This is a genomic window from Acinetobacter tianfuensis (assembly GCF_003611465.1).
GTDB lineage: Bacteria > Pseudomonadota > Gammaproteobacteria > Pseudomonadales > Moraxellaceae > Acinetobacter > Acinetobacter tianfuensis.
Map to the genome: position 1 here is coordinate 12,364 of NZ_RAXV01000010.1, position 16,106 is coordinate 28,469.

15 protein-coding genes, 4 tRNA genes and 1 pseudogene are annotated in these 16,106 nt (G+C 43.9%); 8 read left to right on the forward strand and 12 right to left on the reverse strand.

The features are described from left to right. Window positions 1-59 precede the first annotated feature (59 nt). Window positions 60-719 (forward strand): DUF3841 domain-containing protein, encoded by a 660-nt coding sequence (locus D7V32_RS06060; protein ID WP_120402010.1) that lies wholly within the window; start codon window positions 60-62, stop codon window positions 717-719. A 10-nt stretch (window positions 720-729) separates the two neighbouring features. Here the strand turns inward: D7V32_RS06060 and D7V32_RS06065 are convergent, their stop codons facing one another. Beyond that, window positions 730-1,608 carry an energy transducer TonB gene (locus D7V32_RS06065; protein ID WP_171407589.1) on the reverse strand — a complete coding sequence of 293 codons (879 nt, stop codon included), beginning with the start codon at window positions 1,606-1,608 and terminating at the stop codon, window positions 730-732. Window positions 1,609-1,855: 247 nt separating this feature from the next. Here D7V32_RS06065 and D7V32_RS06070 point away from each other — a divergent pair, with 247 nt between their 5' ends. The 3 genes from D7V32_RS06070 (at window position 1,856) to D7V32_RS06080 (ending at window position 4,092) form a co-directional block, all read left to right on the forward strand. After that, window positions 1,856-2,551: a hypothetical protein gene (locus D7V32_RS06070; protein WP_120402011.1), complete on the forward strand. Its 696-nt coding sequence runs from the start codon at window positions 1,856-1,858 to the stop codon at window positions 2,549-2,551. 163 nt (window positions 2,552-2,714) lie between these two features. Continuing rightward, on the forward strand, window positions 2,715-3,428 hold the full coding sequence (locus D7V32_RS06075) for a DUF3108 domain-containing protein (RefSeq protein WP_120402012.1): 714 nt from the start codon (window positions 2,715-2,717) through the stop codon (window positions 3,426-3,428). A gap of 88 nt (window positions 3,429-3,516) precedes the next feature. Next, a complete protein-coding gene (locus D7V32_RS06080; protein WP_120402013.1) occupies window positions 3,517-4,092 on the forward strand; it encodes a xanthine phosphoribosyltransferase in 576 nt (191 codons plus the stop codon). Window positions 4,093-4,158: 66 nt separating this feature from the next. Here D7V32_RS06080 and D7V32_RS06085 read toward each other — a convergent pair whose 3' ends face one another. Then, window positions 4,159-5,133 (reverse strand): aliphatic sulfonate ABC transporter substrate-binding protein, encoded by a 975-nt coding sequence (locus D7V32_RS06085; protein ID WP_120402014.1) that lies wholly within the window; start codon window positions 5,131-5,133, stop codon window positions 4,159-4,161. A gap of 236 nt (window positions 5,134-5,369) precedes the next feature. On the opposite strand from D7V32_RS06085, the gene D7V32_RS06090 reads away from it, so the two are divergent. Beyond that, window positions 5,370-5,801, forward strand: coding sequence for a hypothetical protein (locus D7V32_RS06090; RefSeq protein ID WP_407641538.1), 432 nt, complete (start codon window positions 5,370-5,372; stop codon window positions 5,799-5,801). Window positions 5,802-5,842: 41 nt separating this feature from the next. On the opposite strand, the gene D7V32_RS06095 is transcribed toward D7V32_RS06090, so the two are convergent. Both D7V32_RS06095 and wrbA read right to left on the reverse strand, forming a co-directional pair. Continuing rightward, entirely contained in the window at window positions 5,843-7,159 is a 1,317-nt protein-coding gene (locus D7V32_RS06095; protein ID WP_171407590.1) for an OmpA family protein, read from the reverse strand. Window positions 7,160-7,427: 268 nt separating this feature from the next. Then, window positions 7,428-8,027, reverse strand: coding sequence for an NAD(P)H:quinone oxidoreductase (gene wrbA / locus D7V32_RS06100; protein ID WP_120402016.1), 600 nt, complete (start codon window positions 8,025-8,027; stop codon window positions 7,428-7,430). A 116-nt stretch (window positions 8,028-8,143) separates the two neighbouring features. Here wrbA and D7V32_RS06105 point away from each other — a divergent pair, with 116 nt between their 5' ends. Further along, window positions 8,144-9,397 (forward strand): YihY family inner membrane protein, encoded by a 1,254-nt coding sequence (locus D7V32_RS06105; protein ID WP_120402017.1) that lies wholly within the window; start codon window positions 8,144-8,146, stop codon window positions 9,395-9,397. A gap of 51 nt (window positions 9,398-9,448) precedes the next feature. On the opposite strand, the gene D7V32_RS06110 is transcribed toward D7V32_RS06105, so the two are convergent. Next, window positions 9,449-10,369: a DMT family transporter gene (locus D7V32_RS06110; RefSeq protein ID WP_120402018.1), complete on the reverse strand. Its 921-nt coding sequence runs from the start codon at window positions 10,367-10,369 to the stop codon at window positions 9,449-9,451. Window positions 10,370-10,423: 54 nt separating this feature from the next. Further along, window positions 10,424-11,410, reverse strand: a complete 987-nt coding sequence (locus tag D7V32_RS06115; RefSeq protein ID WP_171407591.1) for a DMT family transporter — start codon at window positions 11,408-11,410, stop codon at window positions 10,424-10,426. Between the two features lie 104 nt (window positions 11,411-11,514). On the opposite strand from D7V32_RS06115, the pseudogene D7V32_RS06120 reads away from it, so the two are divergent. After that, window positions 11,515-12,337, forward strand: a pseudogene (locus D7V32_RS06120) (AraC family transcriptional regulator). Window positions 12,338-12,400: 63 nt separating this feature from the next. On the opposite strand, the gene D7V32_RS06125 reads toward D7V32_RS06120, so the two are convergent. Continuing rightward, a complete protein-coding gene (locus D7V32_RS06125) occupies window positions 12,401-13,042 on the reverse strand; it encodes a fumarylacetoacetate hydrolase family protein (RefSeq protein ID WP_120402019.1) in 642 nt (213 codons plus the stop codon). Between the two features lie 26 nt (window positions 13,043-13,068). Further along, the gene (locus D7V32_RS06130; RefSeq protein WP_120402020.1) at window positions 13,069-13,569 is read right to left on the reverse strand and encodes a hypothetical protein; all 501 of its coding nucleotides are present in this window, start codon (window positions 13,567-13,569) and stop codon (window positions 13,069-13,071) included. Between the two features lie 163 nt (window positions 13,570-13,732). On the opposite strand from D7V32_RS06130, the gene D7V32_RS06135 reads away from it, so the two are divergent. Continuing rightward, window positions 13,733-15,037, forward strand: a complete 1,305-nt coding sequence (locus tag D7V32_RS06135) for an SRPBCC family protein (protein ID WP_120402021.1) — start codon at window positions 13,733-13,735, stop codon at window positions 15,035-15,037. A 73-nt stretch (window positions 15,038-15,110) separates the two neighbouring features. Here the strand turns inward: D7V32_RS06135 and D7V32_RS06140 are convergent. The 4 genes from D7V32_RS06140 to D7V32_RS06155 all read right to left on the reverse strand — a co-directional run bounded on the left by D7V32_RS06140 (window position 15,111) and on the right by D7V32_RS06155 (window position 16,025). After that, window positions 15,111-15,187: transfer RNA gene (locus tag D7V32_RS06140), tRNA-Arg, on the reverse strand. Between the two features lie 531 nt (window positions 15,188-15,718). Then, window positions 15,719-15,795: transfer RNA gene (locus D7V32_RS06145), tRNA-Arg, on the reverse strand. Between the two features lie 49 nt (window positions 15,796-15,844). Then, window positions 15,845-15,921, reverse strand: a tRNA-Arg gene (locus D7V32_RS06150). Between the two features lie 14 nt (window positions 15,922-15,935). Beyond that, window positions 15,936-16,025 (reverse strand) — tRNA-Ser (locus tag D7V32_RS06155). Window positions 16,026-16,106: the final 81 nt, after the last annotated feature.

Here is a 16,106-nt window from a genome sequence, read left to right on the forward strand (position 1 = left end):
AACTTCGATTCGCTTTTTTTTAACAAACATATCGATAAGCGTAAATTTTTAGTCTATAAATGAATGAAAAATATGATACTTCGCCAAATATGAAAATTAAAAAAGATAGCCAAAACCTTGTCACTTTATGGACATTTCAGCCCTACGATATTTATCAGCAAATTTTAAAAGAAAAAGTATATTTCCCACAGGCCACCGAACCATTTCTACCAGACTGGGATCATGGATATCAATGGTTAATTCCTCAGATGAACAACAGAATTGGTCCATCCCAGCAACCTGGCAGCTTTCCAATATGGGCATGGTATCAATGGGGCTCAGAAATTAGAAAATGTCCATATATTCGAGCAAAAGGGCATTTTGAAACTGGAACACATGCAGTCCGAATTAAATTTCAAAAACCTTTAGCTGAGATTTTACTTTCCGATTTTGACTTATGGCATTTCCCACTAGCATGGAAAGCATATCTTCCTCAAAATCAGTTGGATGAAAATAATTTTGAGGAACAATTAAAACAAATCAACCTAAAAAACACGCATTTTCATCAGCTGCCAAAATCAATACAGCAAACGATAGAAAAAAGCTGGGAACATATTTTCAATCTAGAATACAACAATCTAGATTACTCACTACCATCCCAGCAAAAGTATATTCAGGCAACATTTTGGTCTTTAGATGTGAATGAAATTATACAGGTTGAAGAGTTCATCGCTGCTTAACAGCGTTTAATCACTTCACTTCAAATTCTGCTTCTGCAGGGTCAAAACGCCATGTCCGCACCACACGCAGCTCTGAAATATCTTTCATTTTTGCATCAAATGGACTAAAAGGCGCAGCTTTACGCACCGAAGCTTTGGCTGCTTCATCTAAAATGGCATGCCCTGAACTGTCAATTAAACGAATCGCGCGGATACCGCCGCTTTGATTTAAAATCACCATGAGGCGCACTTCGCCCGCAAGATTTTGCGCACGCGCCTGTTCAGGATAGTTCTGGTTGCCGTAAAACTCTACTTTTTGGCGGAATTTTTCCATATAAGCAGCGGTGTCATCCTGCTTCGCCTGAATACCGTCGATGGTTTTAATTTTTTGCTGACGGCTAAAGTTTTGCTGGCGCTGTAAATATTGCGCTTCAATACTCGCAATCATGGCTGTCTGTGCTGTGTATTGGCTTTGCAGCTCTTCTGCCTGTTTCTTGCGCTGACTTTCTTCAGCCTGCTTTTGCCAGCTCAAAGTCGTCATCAGCATTTTTTCTTCAAATTTCAGCTCACGCTTTTGCTGCAGCTTATCCATTGCCTGCTGCGCTTTTTCTCCGCTGTCCTGATCAACCATTGGCGCTGGCATATCGGTAGACATGCGGTGCTGCTCTCGAAACTTGCCTGATCCCTGCTGATCTGCCTGCGCTAAAAAGTCAGCTTCCTCAATTTTGGTATCACTTGGACGCAAGCTAACTGCAATTTCTTTCGTCGTTTCAAACGACTCTTGCGGCATTGTAAATTGCACCAGCAGCACAGAAATATGCAAAACAGCAGCCAAGCCGACAGCACTGGCGAAAATTGGATCTTTCCACCATTCTTGCCGCAGCGGTTTAAACGTCATTTTATTCAGCATCACATTAATACGACAATTTGCCGCGTTCCCCAAAAGCTATAAAGCGTTATAAGATGTAAGACAGTTTTCATATTTTTTTAAAAACGAGATTTGCATCCATAAATATTTCATGCACAAGCCAGTACATGGAAAATCCTAAAAATGGTGCAATGATTTTTGCTAAACTGCAAGAACGAAAACCTGTATTTTTCTATAAAGCGACAAGATACACTTCAACAAAAAGCTCATTTGCCGGGATTCTTTCAACATGCAGACGCTGATTTCCAACATTTCCAAACGAATCCGCCAAGTTTACCAACGGGCTGAGGGATTTATTGAAGATGAGCGTGAATTCCCCCTTTCACAAGTTTTTTTGAATGCTACGTTTCAGCGTTTTGTAACCGACAATGTCAAAATGCTGAAAGACTTGCACGCAGATTTGCACGATGACTGGCTGCGCCTATATGCCACACTCAACTACAACGGCTTAGATATTACGCTGTCTGTAGACTTGAAGCTGGTGCTGATGGAAATGAATAAAACCACACAGCTGATCGTATTCGAGCAAATCAGTGACACCAAAGTGATTGAAGCAAAGTATCCAAATATCTTTTATAAATTAGGTGTACGCTTTGCCCTATTCTTCTATCAAAAAGTGCTGAATGATGATCCGCTTGGCATGATTTTAGAAAAATTGAAGGTCATTAAAGTCAAAGATGATTTATTGCATTTAGATTTAAACCGCTGGCTGGGCAAAAGCCGCTCAATTATAGATACACTCAACAAAGTACATGTCAATCATGCGGTACTGCGTGAAGCTGAGCTGGTGGTGATTGGCAATGTCAATATTGCCGCTCTGTTCAGCAAATTATCGACTGAACGCATTGAAACATGGGATGACGAAATGCCTGCGGACGAATGTGAAGAAGATAAAGTCACGCAGATTAAACAAAAAGGCGCATAAGCAGCAATTCAGTGAAATAAGAGAATAAATGCAACAGGAAATATACATTTTCAGCTGTTTTTAAGCTTCTTTCTCCACAATCAAAGCTCATAATGATTTTTAACAGCAGGTTATAACTTGCTTCCAAACACTTTAATTTTAAAGGCTAAAAGGAAAAATACTGATGGCTAAAAATGTGATGAAAACTTTTGGCATCGCAGCTGGCGTATCTGCTGCAGTTCTCTTATCGAGTTTTGCCAGCCAAGCGTTTGCCATGAGTCCTTTCCAAGCAAGCTACCAATTCAGCTATAACGGCAAAAATGTCGGCTCTGCAACACGCACACTGAGCCAGTCTGGCAACAACTGGAACTATGTATTTGCAGCCAAAGCAGCGGGCATGGCGTCTGCGACTGAAACCAGTAAATTCAGCTTTGATAATAATGCCATTAATTCTAAAAGCTTTAGCCGTACCAGCAAAGTACTGATTCACAACAATACAATGAGCATAAATTTCAATCCAAGCTCAAAAGTAATCAGTACGAAAAAAGATGACAAAGCGCGCTCTTTCCCTTGGCAAAGCGGCGTACTGGACGAGCTGAATGCAGAATTGCAAATCCGTGAAGACTTAAAAAATGGCGGTTTAAAATCAAACTACCGGATTGCCGATGCAAAAGAAGTAGAGAGCCGTAAATTTGTACGACAAGGCAATGAAACCGTTAAAACAGCAAATGGCAGCTACGATACAGTCAAAGTTGTCATGAAACATGATAAACCGGGCCGTGAAACGGTATTCTGGTTAGCGCCTAAATTGGACTACTTGCCGGTGAAGGTAAGCCATTTAGACAAAAAATCATCATACTCTTTACTGCTGACTGGCTATAAAGGGCCAACGAAGTAAGAGAAATAGACAATTTCACTTGCAATTTTCGCGGTGCTTTTTAAAATACGCTTTTGCTTAATTAGCACCTGCCCTTGAGGACTCTCCCGTGTACGCACTAGAACAGAAAATCTTAGCTGAAGGCATCGTTCTATCTGAAGAAGTTCTGAAAGTTGATTCTTTCCTAAACCATCAAATTGATCCAGTCATGATGCAGCAAATTGGCCAAGAATTTGCGCGTCTATTTAAAGATGCGGGCATTACAAAAATTATTACCATTGAAGCGTCAGGTATTGCGCCTGCTGTTATGGCAGGTTTAGAACTAGACGTTCCGGTGATTTTTGCGCGTAAATATCAATCTTTAACGCTTAAAGATGACCTTTACCGCTCTAAAGTGTTTTCGTTTACTAAACAAACTGAAAGTACAATTGCGATTTCTAAAAAGCACATCAACTCAACTGACAAAGTGCTTGTAATTGATGACTTTTTAGCAAATGGCCAAGCGGCTTTAGGTCTTGCTGACCTTATTCATCAGGCAGAAGCTTCTGTTATTGGGATTGGCATTGTGATTGAAAAATCATTCCAGCCTGGCCGTGACATCTTGCTTGAAAAAGGCTACCGCGTTGAATCTTTGGCTCGTGTGAAATCACTGGCAAACGGTACTGTTGAATTTGTCCGCGACTAATTCATACCGTTAAAAAAAAGCGCCAAATACGGCGCTTTTTTATATCATTTAAATCTATGCCAAAACTTATTTCCCCTGCCATACATGCTCTTTCAGCACCACAGAATTTGGAATCAATTTCAGCGCTGCAAACACATCTGCAATTTTTTGCTGCTCAGCCAGTGTAGCTTCATCCAACAGCTTCGTCTTCACTGGCGATGCCCGTTTGCTGAATACCTTTTCCGCTACAGCTGTTTCTAAACCCGTGCTTTTTGCCAAAATTTTTACCGTCTCTGCAGGATGCGCATTAATCCAATCATCCGTTGTATTCAATATATCTATAATTTTATGCGCGGCTACAGGCTGTGCTTTTAAAAACTCTGGAGACGAGAGATAAAAACTATACGCTGGCGGCAGCTGAGCTGCATCAATCAATACACGGCTATCACCTTTCAGCTCAGCAGCGCTCGAATAGGGGTCCCATACTGCCCACGCATCAATTGAGCCCTTATCCAAAGCTGCCCGGGCATCTGCGGGTGTCAGCCAAACTGGCTGAATATCCTGCCAGCTCAAACCAGCCTGCTTTAAAATCTGTGCGAGAAAATAATGCGCGCTTGAACCTTTGGTCACGGCTATACGCTTGCCCTTCAAGCCTTGAATATCCTGCAAAGCGCTGTTTTTTGGCACCAGTAAACTATGCGAATTTTTAAAGTTGATTTCATAGGCCAAATATTGAATTGGCTTATTGCCTGACAGTGCAAAAATTACTGGCGTATCACCAGTATAGCCAAAATCAATTGAACCAGCATTCAATGCTTCCAAAGTCTGCGGCCCCGCAGGAAACTCCTTCCATTCAATTTTGACATTCGGAAAAGCCTGCTCAAACATTTTATTCTGTTTTGCCGCAATCAGTTTTAAAGCAGCTTTCTGATAGCCAATATTTAAAGTTTTCAGTTCAGCTGGCGCAGCGGCTTTTTGTTCTGCCCCAGACACAGTTTTTTTCTCACAAGCAGCCAAACTCAAACTTAATGTCACAGCAGCTGCAGCCCAAATTGTTTTCATTGTTCTTCCAATTTTTTAATAAAAATATCAATGCCGTTCACCATAACTGAGATGACTTTTCATCAGAAATCATTTTTTATAACAACTTTAGCTGTGAATTTAATTTAGCATGCCAGAATAGTCTGTATAAATTTGACATATCCAGTCAGCAAAACTGAGTAAAAAACTGCTTTAATAGCACAGCATAAAATAGATAAGCCACGGATCATGGCGCATAAGACTTGATCGGCGCAGCAATGACTGAATTTAAAATGAGCAAAGATATGATGAATGGCACTCCAGCCCTAAAATGCCCGAAATGCGGCTCTGAAGACCTTGAAGTCCGCAATCATGAACAAAATTTACAAAAAATTGGCGGCGTACTGCTCAGCGGTGCAGGTACGGCTGCCGGCACAGTAGGCGGTGCTGCATCTGGCGCTTCGATTGGCGCAGCCATTGGCGGAGTAACAGCTGGCCCCTTAGGCGTGATTATGGGCGGTACAATCGGCACCTTTGTCGGCGCAATCAGCATTGGTATAACAGGCGGCTTTTTAGGCCACCGCTTTGGTAAAAAAGCGGGTGAAATTGTCGATAAAAACATTTTTTTAGATTATCAATGCAAGGCCTGCAAACACCGTTTTGCTGTTGAACATCAGCAAGAAAAAGCGGATCAGCCCGCAGAGAAATAATATAAAAAGAGCGCATAACGCGTTCTTTTTATAACCTCCATTTAGGACTGTTTCACCAGCTCAACTCTTCGGTTCAGCGCTTTTCCTGCTTCATCAGCATTTGAAGCTACAGGCTTTTGATCACCAAAGCCTTGCGCATCTAAGCGCTCAGCTGCAATACCTTGTGCAATCAGGGCATTCACTACAGCCTGCGCACGCGCATTAGATAATGTTAAATTTTGCTGTGCTTGGCCAGTGCTGTCTGTATGTCCATAGATATGCAGCTTTAAAGCTGGATCTTGTTTCATCAGCGCTGTGACTTCTGCTAATTGCGTTTTGGAGCTGTCTAAAATCAACGCTTTATTGCTGTCAAAATTAACCTGAATATTCACTTTATTATTTTCATCCAGCTGCTCTTTTAATTTCGCAGCAGACATAGCCAGCGTATCAAGCTGTTTTTCTGCAAGCACCCATAGCCCTACACTGCCCTGCGAACCAGCCGCATATTGGAACCAGACTTTTTGGCCGTCTTTATCTAAAACATAGACATGCAGCGGAGCACTGTACAAACCCGCAGTGGCATAATAATGATCTTCCATAAATTTTTTCATTTCTGGACTCAAATTTTCAGCTGCAATATGCATCTCTGACACTTTTTGAGCACCTAAGTTTTGCATCGCAGTTTGAAAATAGCGCGTCATTTCCAATGCGCTGCCCTGTTCTTTCTGCTTGGGCTCTATGCCAGCAGAAAATAAGCGGCCTGAAAGCAGCTGCCATGTGTTTCCATTCCATACAGGCACATTTTCATTTTCAGCTGTTTTTTGCCCTCGGTATTGATAATGCTTTGGCAGCTGGATAAAAGGAAAGGCATCCTGAACAGCCGCCGTATGCTGAAGAGCCGCAGACTCACTGACCAGCAGACCTGCACTATCTGTATTATTTTGTGTCAGCTGCACCCAAACTGTCCGCTCAGGCTGGCGAATGACATAAGTATGCACAGGGTACTCATAAATACCACCAATCCCCTCATAAAAATTAGACAGATAGTCTTTGTCAAAGCCTTTAACCCACTCCAGCGGAATTTGTGACTTTGTCAGTCTGAGTCCGCCAACTGACGTAATATAGGACTCTATACTGCGCTGAATCGCATCAAAACTGCCTTGCTGCCCCTGCAGCGGTCTAATGCCTGTGCTGTAAACTTTGCCTTCTATCTGTTCAATACTTGCCCCAGTCCAATACGGCACAATTTCCAAAGCTGAATGCTGCGGCTTATATACCTCATACCCCTGCGGCATGCCTATAAACGGAAATGCCCCTAACTGGGCTTTAGACAGCGGAATATCATCCAGCTTGAAGGAATCAGTACTTTGTTCACTCACTGCCGGCTGCTGCACAGTTTCTGCCGCTGACCTCTCATCCTCAGCCGGTTTGCTGCAGGCTGTTAAACACCCTGTAACAAGCAAAAGTATTGTAAATTTTGTCCATTTATATTTATGCATATTGAACTCTTGATCATGTTATCTTTCAGTCAATATACATTAAAATGCGATTTTTTCGCATAAATACACATATAAATTTATACAGCAAATAAAAAAGCAGGACAAACCATTTGATTTTCCTGCTCTTATAAATGCAATCAATAGCCTTTTACAATGCTTCGCTCAGCTTTTTCACCACTTCTGCCAACCGTCCGCCTTGAGCTTCGCATAGAATTTTTTCATCTTGGCTAATCCCTAAATCATGGCGCGGCCCGCTGACATGGCTTGCACCATAAGGTGTCCCGCCAGTTTTAGTATTTGACAGCGCAGGTACAGCATTGCTTAACCCCATAATCATCATGCCATGATGAAATAACGGCGGGAGCATGGTCAGTAAAGTGCTTTCCTGACCGCCATGCATTGAACCGGATGAAGTAAATACACATGCTGGCTTGCCGTGCAATGCGCCGTTCAGCCAAAGGCTGGTTGTTTGATCGAGGAAATACTTCATTTCAGAAGCCATATTGCCAAAACGTGTCGGTGAGCCCAGTGCAAGGCCTGCACAATTTGCCAGCTCATCTAATGTGCAGTAAATGTCGCCCTCTGCCGGAATACTCGGCGCTGCAACCTCTACAGCCGTTGCCAAATTTGGCACTGTGCGGATTTTCACCCTGACGCCTTCTGCCTCAATGCCGTTGGCAATCAGGTGCGCCATTTCCTTGGTTGAGCCATACTTGCTGTAATACAGAACTAAAACATAAGGTTGCATGATTTTTGATGAATAATAGGTAAAAATTAAACTATACGGTATTTTTCTATTTTTTTCGTTAAGCTTAGTAGTGAAAAGTTAAAAATGATGATTAAAAAGAATTGAGGCTTTGAAATATGACAGCAGGTTTTCTAAAAAAACTGCCCTTTTATGATAAAAAATGGTTTCAGTTTGTTTTATTCGTTATTCGGCGTTTTGAAGCAGACCGCTGCCGTGAGCAAGCAGGCTCTCTGACGTACACCACACTGTTTGCCGTTGTGCCTATGCTGACGGTCTTTCTGGTGATTATCTCGTCCATCCGTGCGCTGGAACCTGCCAGACAGCAGCTGCAACTGCTGATCTACAGCAATTTCCTGCCCAAAACCACCATTGCATTTGATAAAGCGCTGAATGCCTTTACTGACAAATCCAGTAATTTAACTGTGATAGGTATTTTGTTCCTCTTTGTTACCACAGTCATGATGCTGACCAGTATTGAAACTGTCTTTAACCGCATCTGGCGTGTAAAAGAAACCCGCGGCGGCATTTTAGGCTTTATGCGCTACTGGACCATCATTTCTTTGGGCCCGATTCTTCTTGGCAGCGCTTTTGTGATTTCATCAACTGTTGCATCGATGAATGTCCTAAGCAATAACTTTGCTGGCTATGAGCTGAATGGCGCATTTATTTTATGGCTCATTTCATTTTCACTCACTGTCATTGGCTTTTTTATTTTAAATTGGACCATTCCAAACCGCACAGTGCCCATTAAAGCGGCCCTGATTGCAGGCTTATTCAGCGCCACTGTTTTCGAACTGCTGAAAAATCTGTTCGGTTTTGTTATGACAAACTTCACCAGCTATGAAATCGTATACGGCGCTTTTGCCGCGGTTCCTATTTTCCTGCTGTGGATTTTCCTGTCTTGGAATATTGTACTGCTGGGAGTGGAAATCAGCTACGCGCTCACAGCATTTGATGCAGACTCCAGCAAAGAGCGTAAGCGCCATCCTGTCATCATGCTGATGGATTTACTGGAGCTGTTTTATCATAAGCAGAAAGTCGGCGGCAGTGTCAGTGAAGCAGAGGCGCTGGAAGTACTGGGCCGTGATGAAATCGGGCGCTGGCCAAACTACGTGCAGATGCTGGAAAAACAAAACTTGATTAAGCGCACCGATGACAATAACTACGTTCTGATACGCAATTTGGCACAAGTCGATTTTTGGAGCTTTTATTCTCAGCTGCCCTATCCGCTGCCGCATAGAAAAGATATCGGCAATGTCCATGCAGATGATGTCTGGATGGAGAAAATTGGCCCTGCACTGATTGAATCAGACGACTATCTGGCGGCCAAACTGGCTATACCGCTTTCCACCATTTTAGAATCTAAATAATGCATTCAAAGAAAAGCCTGCGTTCAGCAGGCTTTTTTACAGCATAAGGTTTTATGCGCTTTCAATAACTTTTTTCCGTCCCGCCAAACTCACAGTCAGCACGCCTGCCATGACCATAAGCGTGCCCGCGATAAATGCCTGCTCTAAAGGCTCATCTAAAATAAGCACACCAAAGGCTATGCCGAACAAGGGTGTCAAAAACGAAAAGACGCCAAGGCGGGAAGCCAAATAGCGTTTCAGCAGCCAAAACCAAATCAGATAGCTGGCAAATGAAATCAATAAGGCATGAAACAGCAGGCTGCTGATCGTGACTGCTGTCCAGTAGACATGACTTTGACCCAATAGAAATGCCATCGGCAGCAGCACAGCAAAACCGCCAAACAGCTGATAAAACAAAGTTTGTGTTGCGGGCGCTTCAGATAAATTGGTCAGACGTACCGCAATCGTTGTCGCCGCCCAAAACACGCCCGCCCCCAAAGCCAGCAGATCACCTAAGATCATTTGTCCAAGGTCTTGCTCCACAGCCTCTGCGCCTCGCCCCATAAAAGTCACGACAATGCCGAAAAAAGCAAGAAGAATGCCGCTCCATTGTTTCCACGTCAGATGTTCAGCAGGCAATTTCCAGTGCAGCCCCAAGGCCACAAATATCGGCGCGGTGTACAGCAGCACCACCGCATGAGATGCTGAGGTTAAGCGCAGCGCTTCACTCAGCAGGCAAAATTCAATAGCAAACAATAAGCCAACCAAAGCGCCGGGCACGCGGTATTGCTTAGACCACAATGACTGACCTTGCGCCAATTTAATTAAAGGAAAAACCAGCAAAGCTGACAGCCCTGAACGCAGCGCCATTTGCATCATGGGCGCAATATCAGCAGCGGCCAGTTTTACAACCACCTGCTGCAGTCCCCAAAAAATGCATAACACAAACATAATAGAAGATGCTTTTGCATCTAAAGCCTGACGAACTTGCACTGCGCTGATCCTTAAAAAATGCCGCGCTACCTTAACATTTTGCCGGCCTGGAACCTACTTGAATCTGATGTTGAATTTCACATTCAAAATACACCCGCAGCTTAGCTTACTGCTGTCTGCAGCCCGAGCCATTTTCTCAGCCGCCCATGTAGGCTGACCGTCACGCCCCCCCGCCATGACCAAAGCAGTACCTAATATAAAACTTAGCTCAATACATTCATTTAAAAAGATCACGCCGAAAATCATGCCAAAAATAGGTGTTAAAAATGAAAATACGCCTAAGCTATTCGCTAAATATTTTCGCAGCAGCCAAAACCACAGCATCAAGCTGAAAAAGGACATAATAAACACATTAAAAATAGTGCTGCTGACCGCGGCAAAACCCCAGTGAATTGCACTCTGTCCAGTCTGTCCAGTCCAATATGCGATCGGTATTAAAATAATAAAACTGCCGAACAGCTGATAAAACAAGGTCTGTGTCGGATGCGCATCGCTCAGCCGCGTCAGGCGCAGTGAAATGGTCGTCAGCGCCCATATTACACCTGCCAGCAGTGCTAAAAAATCTCCCAGCAAGGCTTGATTTCCAGCGCTGAACGGATCTTTACGGCCTATAAACGACAATACAATTCCTGAAAATGCAATGAAAATCCCTGCCCATTGAATCCGTGTCAGCCGTTCTGCCGGCAATTTCCAATGCAGTCCAAGGGCAACAAAGATCGGGGCGGTATACAGCAGCACAACAGTATGCGACGCGGTGGTATAACGCAGCGCCGCAGCGACAAATATAAATTCAGCAGAAAATAAAAGGGCTAACCAAATGCCGGGAAGCAAATAGTCTTTCGTATATAAATGCGTACCTTTGTTCAGCGGTATTAATGACAAAACCAGCAGCGCAGACAAACCTGAACGGATCGCGATTTGCATGACAGGAGAAATATCTGGCGCAGCCCATTTCAGCACCGCCTGCTGTATCCCCCAGATCATGCACAATAAAATCATCCAGCCAGATGCCTGCACATCCAGCGCTTTGCGCTGTTCCACGGCTATTGCTCAAATTCAAAAGTGACTGCTACTATAAACTTGGCAGAAATATGAGATATAACGTAAAACAGACAAGCTATCATTTTATTCAGGCAATTTGAGCTATGGGAAAATCATCTGCGCTGCAGCGCCAAACAGGCTTGCAGCTGCCAACAAATGACCAAATTTCCAGCGCGTTATGGATCAGCTTCCGAGATGATCCCGCGCAGTCCGTCTATCCCCAGCATGGTCATGAGTGGGGCGAGTTTATTTATGCGTTCAAAGGCATTATGGAAATCAATATTGCGCAGATTGACTATATTACGCCGCCGCCCTATGGCATTTGGCTGCCGCCCAATTTACAGCATAGCGGGCTGAACCGTACCTCGGTTTCACACGGCACTTTGTATATACACGAAAGCTTGTGCGCTGCATTGCCTAAACAAGCTGGTATTTTATTAAATTCACCTTTGGTTTCCGCGCTGTTTGAACATTTGCGGCAGCAGCCAAGCCATGAACCGACAGCTGAACATCAGCGCCTGCTGCAAGTGCTGCTGGATCAGCTGAAACAAGCCAAATTGGTCAGCAGCTATCTGCCGCATTCGGAGCATCCCGCGCTGCAGCAAATTTTGACTCATCTGCATCAGCATCCCGCAGATTTAACATCAATGTCTGAGCTGAGCAAAAAAAATAGGCAATATGACCGAACGCACCCTTGCCCGCTTATGCCAAAAAGAGCTGGGCATGTCATTGCATGAATGGCGCCAGCGGCTCAAAGTTATTAAAGCCATGAGTATGCTGAACGAAGCAAAGACTGTAGAAAATATTGCGCTGGATTTAGGCTATGCCATTGCATCGGCCTTTATTAATATGTTTAAACGCTGGATGCATTTCACACCTGATCAGTTCCGCAAAATGCAGAACAGTACAGAGATGCATGCCAACTAAATACCATTAAGCTCAAGACATAAAAAAGGACCGCAAGTGCAGTCCTTTTCGATCATCAATACATTATTTGACAAAAGCAGACCAGACAAATTGCTGGGTTTTGCCTTGCAGTGTCATTTTCAGCTGTTCACCAGAATGCAGCGCCCCTACACCAGCAGGCGTACCCGTCATCACCACGTCGCCAGCTTCCAGTGTAAAGACTTGGCTGATCTCCGCCAATAATGTGCCGACATCAAAAATCAGCAACGCAGTATCCCCTTTTTGACGCAGCTCATCATTTACATGCAGCGTATAGTGCACATCATTCCAGTCATTCACAACGTCTGAAACATCGACCCAGTCTGCCAAAATACATGAACCGTCATACGCTTTAGAACGTTCCCAAGGCTGACCCTTTTTCTTCAAATCATCCTGTAAATCGCGCAGTGTCAAATCCAGACCTAAAGTCACGGCGTCTACCGCCTGCAAGGCCTTTTGCGGATCCGTTTCCGCCTTGAGCGTCTGACCTATACGCAAGCTCAGCTCGCATTCATAATGGCAGCTGCCCAGCGCCTGATTCCATTCAATACCCGCATCTAATGCAGACAGCGCACTTGGCGGCTTAATAAACAGAACAGGACGATCAGGAATAGCATTACCCAGTTCTTTTGCATGATCTGCATAACTGCGGCCGACACAAACAATTTTTGATGGACGTATCGTCATGATCTTCCCTTTTACTTAATCAATATTCACTTTTTCTTAAAGGTATTTTCAAAGATGCTTTGATCTGCAGGACTTGCAAATGCGCGCTTGGGAATAATCACCACTGTGCGGTTTTTCATTTCCAGCATATAAGTCAGTTTGCCTGCGGCAAACACAGCAACATCTGCATAGTTGAAAACATTTTTACGTTCATTGGCAAAAAGCTCACCATGGTCTTGGAACAAATCAATGCCTTGTTCACTTTTACCAAATTGATATTTGATAAACTGGCGTTTAAACATCATCGGCAAGAACCAATAGCGCATCACCAGCTGCATCGCCAAGAAAAATACACCTAATGCAACATAGTAACGGCCAACGCCGCTAAAGCCCAATGAAATCCCCCAAATAATGATTCCGATACTGATCAGCGGGGTAATAAAACGGGTAAATTGCTTTTTGCCAAAGGTTGCTAAAGCGAAGCCATCTTGTGACTCTTCTAAATTTAGGGTGTATCGCAGCGATAATGCGGGTTTAATCTCTGACATCTTCACATGCACTTCAAAATATAAATTGAGCTAGATATTACACCAGATATAGTCATTCATATGCTTTTTTGCCGTCATAAATACACACAGCTGCGCTATTCTTTTCATAAAAAATACGCTACAACTGCCAGCAAATAAGAAAATGCACACCACAGGAAGTTTGATGCAGCCAATTAAAATAAAATCCGTTTTACTGCTGTCCTGCGTACTGCTGTCTTTGCCCGTTCAGGCCAAGCTGACTGCATGGACACCGCAGATCCCCAGCGCACTTGCCCACTTTCAGCAAGATCCGCATGCGCTGGCAGCTCTGACAGGCAACACCATTATAATTTATGCGCATCCTGCACAGCAGATCCAGCTTCCAACCTTCACAGCAGCAAAAAAAGTAAGCGGAAAATATTACAGCGCATCTGTCGTCCTGCCAGCATCCAGCAGTCAAGTCAGCCGTCTGCTGCTGAATTACTCCAACTATGCAGGACTATTTCCGACACTAAAACAGGCTAAAGTCATTGAGAAGCAAGGTAATATCAGCCAAGTGAAATACAATGTGCATGTGCCTGCTCCCATTCCAGTATTGAATTTCCGTGAAACGGTCATCATGCAGCATCAAGCAGAAGGCAACAGTATTTCAACCTTGATTTTAGATGCACCGATTCCCTATGGCGCTGGCAAACTGGAATGGTTTGAACTCAGTGCAAATCAAACCCTAGTGACCATTACCCAGTGGGGGGACTTAAATCAGCCCAAAGGCTTCTTATTCAGTAAAATTTTAAATGCCATCCCAGATGCCAAACTCGGCATTCCAGCAGGTACAAACGCATTTTTACTGGAAGCGCTGCAGCGGCGCTTTAAACCCGCCGCAGCGCAGCAGCTCAGTGCAGGCGCTTTACCCCATTCAGGTCTAGATCCAGCAGAAGAACAAAAAATTGCTCAACTCAGTCAGCTTTCGCAAGAGCCGGTCAGTTTTGTCTTGCCTGCCAGCAATATGCCCTATGCCCGCGGCATGGAAAAAATGCGTTTCAGCACCAGCTACCAATACTATGCACAAAGCCCTGCTCAGCTGCAGAAATGGTTAAGCCCGCCTGCTTTTCAGCGTTTATTTCCAAATCAGATTAAAAGTGTGCAAATCCGCAACCTAGATGCCAAACAAATGGATGCGCAATTTAATGTGTCCGTTGGACTCGGCGTTATTAATATCCCTTTTAATTTTAAAATGCGTTTTAATTTTAGCAGCGACTGGAAGAATAGTTTTGCAGCCAATGGCGGCGACCTGAAGTATGTGCGCGGCGCTATGGAACTGACACCCTGCAAACAAGGCGCACTGCTGAAAATGACCAGTGCGATGAAAATAGATGATCAAGCGCCATTTTTACTGCGCGCAATGCGCAGTGTGCCCTATCATGAAATGATTCCAGCCTTAGGCGGCAATACGGTATTCAGTTTGAAAGTAAAACAAAAAGCAAGCTAAGATTTAGACTTATTTTAGATATTTCAAACGCAAAAAAACCGCATCAATGTGCGGTTTTTAAGTCTGATCAAGTTGGTGCGCCCAGAGAGATTCGAACTCCCGACCCCTTAGTTCGTAGCCAAGTGCTCTATCCAGCTGAGCTATGGGCGCGATGTCTTGATGGTTGGCATTATACGCAATTTTCAATTTTTGTTAAGAGCTTTTTCATATAAATTTAACCAAGTGAGCAGTATTTACCCATAAGCGCCATTATCTTACTAAGAAACAACCCATTTTTATTTTTATCCATATTTTTGACACTTTTCACAAATCAAAATGCACTGCCAATAAGAGCTGCTGCCTATACCAGCATTCAAAACAGTGAGAGTTAATATTTAAAGGTGCAGATCGGCTCAAGAAAAAAACTAGAGGCCCTGTTTATTACCATCTGTTTTATTGCGCTCAGCAGCTGAAACTAAAACATCGGTTAGCTTGATCAAAAGCATCAGCACATGCCAAATGGAATAGCAAAATTAAAAATAGATGGAATGAAATAAGACTAAAATAGTTTAAAACACTGCTGAGAACAGCATGAGCGTTTCAGCCGCAGCGGACTGAAAAGAGATACATGACCGCAAAGACCAAAGGCTGATAAAAATTCAGGCACAAAAAAACCGCAATTAAGCGGTTTAATGTTCAAGTTGGTGCGCCCAGAGAGATTCGAACTCCCGACCCCTTAGTTCGTAGCCAAGTGCTCTATCCAGCTGAGCTATGGGCGCCTTACTTGTGTCGTCTTAACAGACTGCGTTATGTTCCAGTTTACTTACTTGGTGCGCCCAGAGAGATTCGAACTCCCGACCCCTTAGTTCGTAGCCAAGTGCTCTATCCAGCTGAGCTATGGGCGCTTCATAAGTAAAGTTGGCGGTGAGAGAGGGATTCGAACCCTCGATACAGTTGCCCGTATGCATCCTTAGCAGGGATGTGGTTTCAGCCACTCACCCATCTCACCGTAACGTGCCGCCATAATACAAACTTAACCCCTAGGCTGCAAGCGGTGCTTCCTATTTTTTTTCATATTTTCGTTCAATCA

Excerpts from the sequence above, each read along its gene's own strand:
- D7V32_RS06060 (WP_120402010.1), top strand. The coding sequence starts at position 60 with ATGAATGAAAAATATGATACTTCGCCAAATATGAAAATTAAAAAAGAT.
- D7V32_RS06065 (WP_171407589.1), bottom strand. The coding sequence starts at position 1,608 with ATGCTGAATAAAATGACGTTTAAACCGCTGCGGCAAGAATGGTGGAAA.
- D7V32_RS06070 (WP_120402011.1), top strand. The coding sequence starts at position 1,856 with ATGCAGACGCTGATTTCCAACATTTCCAAACGAATCCGCCAAGTTTAC.
- D7V32_RS06075 (WP_120402012.1), top strand. The coding sequence starts at position 2,715 with ATGGCTAAAAATGTGATGAAAACTTTTGGCATCGCAGCTGGCGTATCT.
- D7V32_RS06085 (WP_120402014.1), bottom strand. The coding sequence starts at position 5,133 with ATGAAAACAATTTGGGCTGCAGCTGCTGTGACATTAAGTTTGAGTTTG.
- D7V32_RS06090 (WP_407641538.1), top strand. The coding sequence starts at position 5,370 with ATGACTGAATTTAAAATGAGCAAAGATATGATGAATGGCACTCCAGCC.
- wrbA (WP_120402016.1), bottom strand. The coding sequence starts at position 8,027 with ATGCAACCTTATGTTTTAGTTCTGTATTACAGCAAGTATGGCTCAACC.
- D7V32_RS06105 (WP_120402017.1), top strand. The coding sequence starts at position 8,144 with ATGACAGCAGGTTTTCTAAAAAAACTGCCCTTTTATGATAAAAAATGG.
- D7V32_RS06125 (WP_120402019.1), bottom strand. The coding sequence starts at position 13,042 with ATGACGATACGTCCATCAAAAATTGTTTGTGTCGGCCGCAGTTATGCA.
- D7V32_RS06130 (WP_120402020.1), bottom strand. The coding sequence starts at position 13,569 with ATGTCAGAGATTAAACCCGCATTATCGCTGCGATACACCCTAAATTTA.
- D7V32_RS06135 (WP_120402021.1), top strand. The coding sequence starts at position 13,733 with ATGCAGCCAATTAAAATAAAATCCGTTTTACTGCTGTCCTGCGTACTG.